General features: G+C 56.4%; 1 protein-coding gene. It reads right to left on the bottom strand.

Translation table 11 applies throughout. From position 1 onward, the window contains the following. Positions 1-389 (bottom strand): helix-turn-helix domain-containing protein (locus E1958_RS19795; RefSeq protein ID WP_133513389.1); only part of this gene is annotated, 389 nt, incomplete at its 3' end. Positions 390-514: the final 125 nt, after the last annotated feature.

The raw sequence follows: 514 nt of genomic DNA on the forward strand, positions 1-514 counted from the left end.
ACCTCCAGGGTCACCAACTCTGCGGCCAACAGCCGCAATGTCCACCGCGCACGCCCGGCTGGGGGTTCACTACAAGCCAGCTGGATGAGACGTGCTTCTTGCTCGCCATCCAGAATCGGTTCCCGTGACGGGCGAGCCTGCTTCTTGCGCTCCAGTGCGGCTTCAAGCCCGTGTTCGACACAGCGTTCGCGCAGACTGGACACGGTTCGCGGCGCACACGAAAAGGCTTCTGCAGCTTGCACATCATTCCAATCCGGTCCGTTGGCATCGACCTTGAGCAGAACATTTGCGTGCTTGATCTTGTATGCTGCGGCCTGGCCTTTGTTGACCAACTCGCTGAGCTGCGCCCGTTCTTCTTCCGTCAGACGCACAATATATTTTTTGTTCATCGGGTACCTCCTAAGCGATGCTACCAGGGTCTACCAGCACGCTTATTATCACCGCTATGAACTTGCAATCTATGTCGAAAACAGGGGATCGGGTGGCAACCAGCAACATCGGTCGAAACTAGGTA

The sequence above is a fragment of the Candidatus Thiosymbion oneisti genome (genome assembly GCF_004359955.1).
In the GTDB taxonomy this organism is placed as follows: domain Bacteria; phylum Pseudomonadota; class Gammaproteobacteria; order Chromatiales; family Chromatiaceae; genus Thiosymbion; species Thiosymbion oneisti.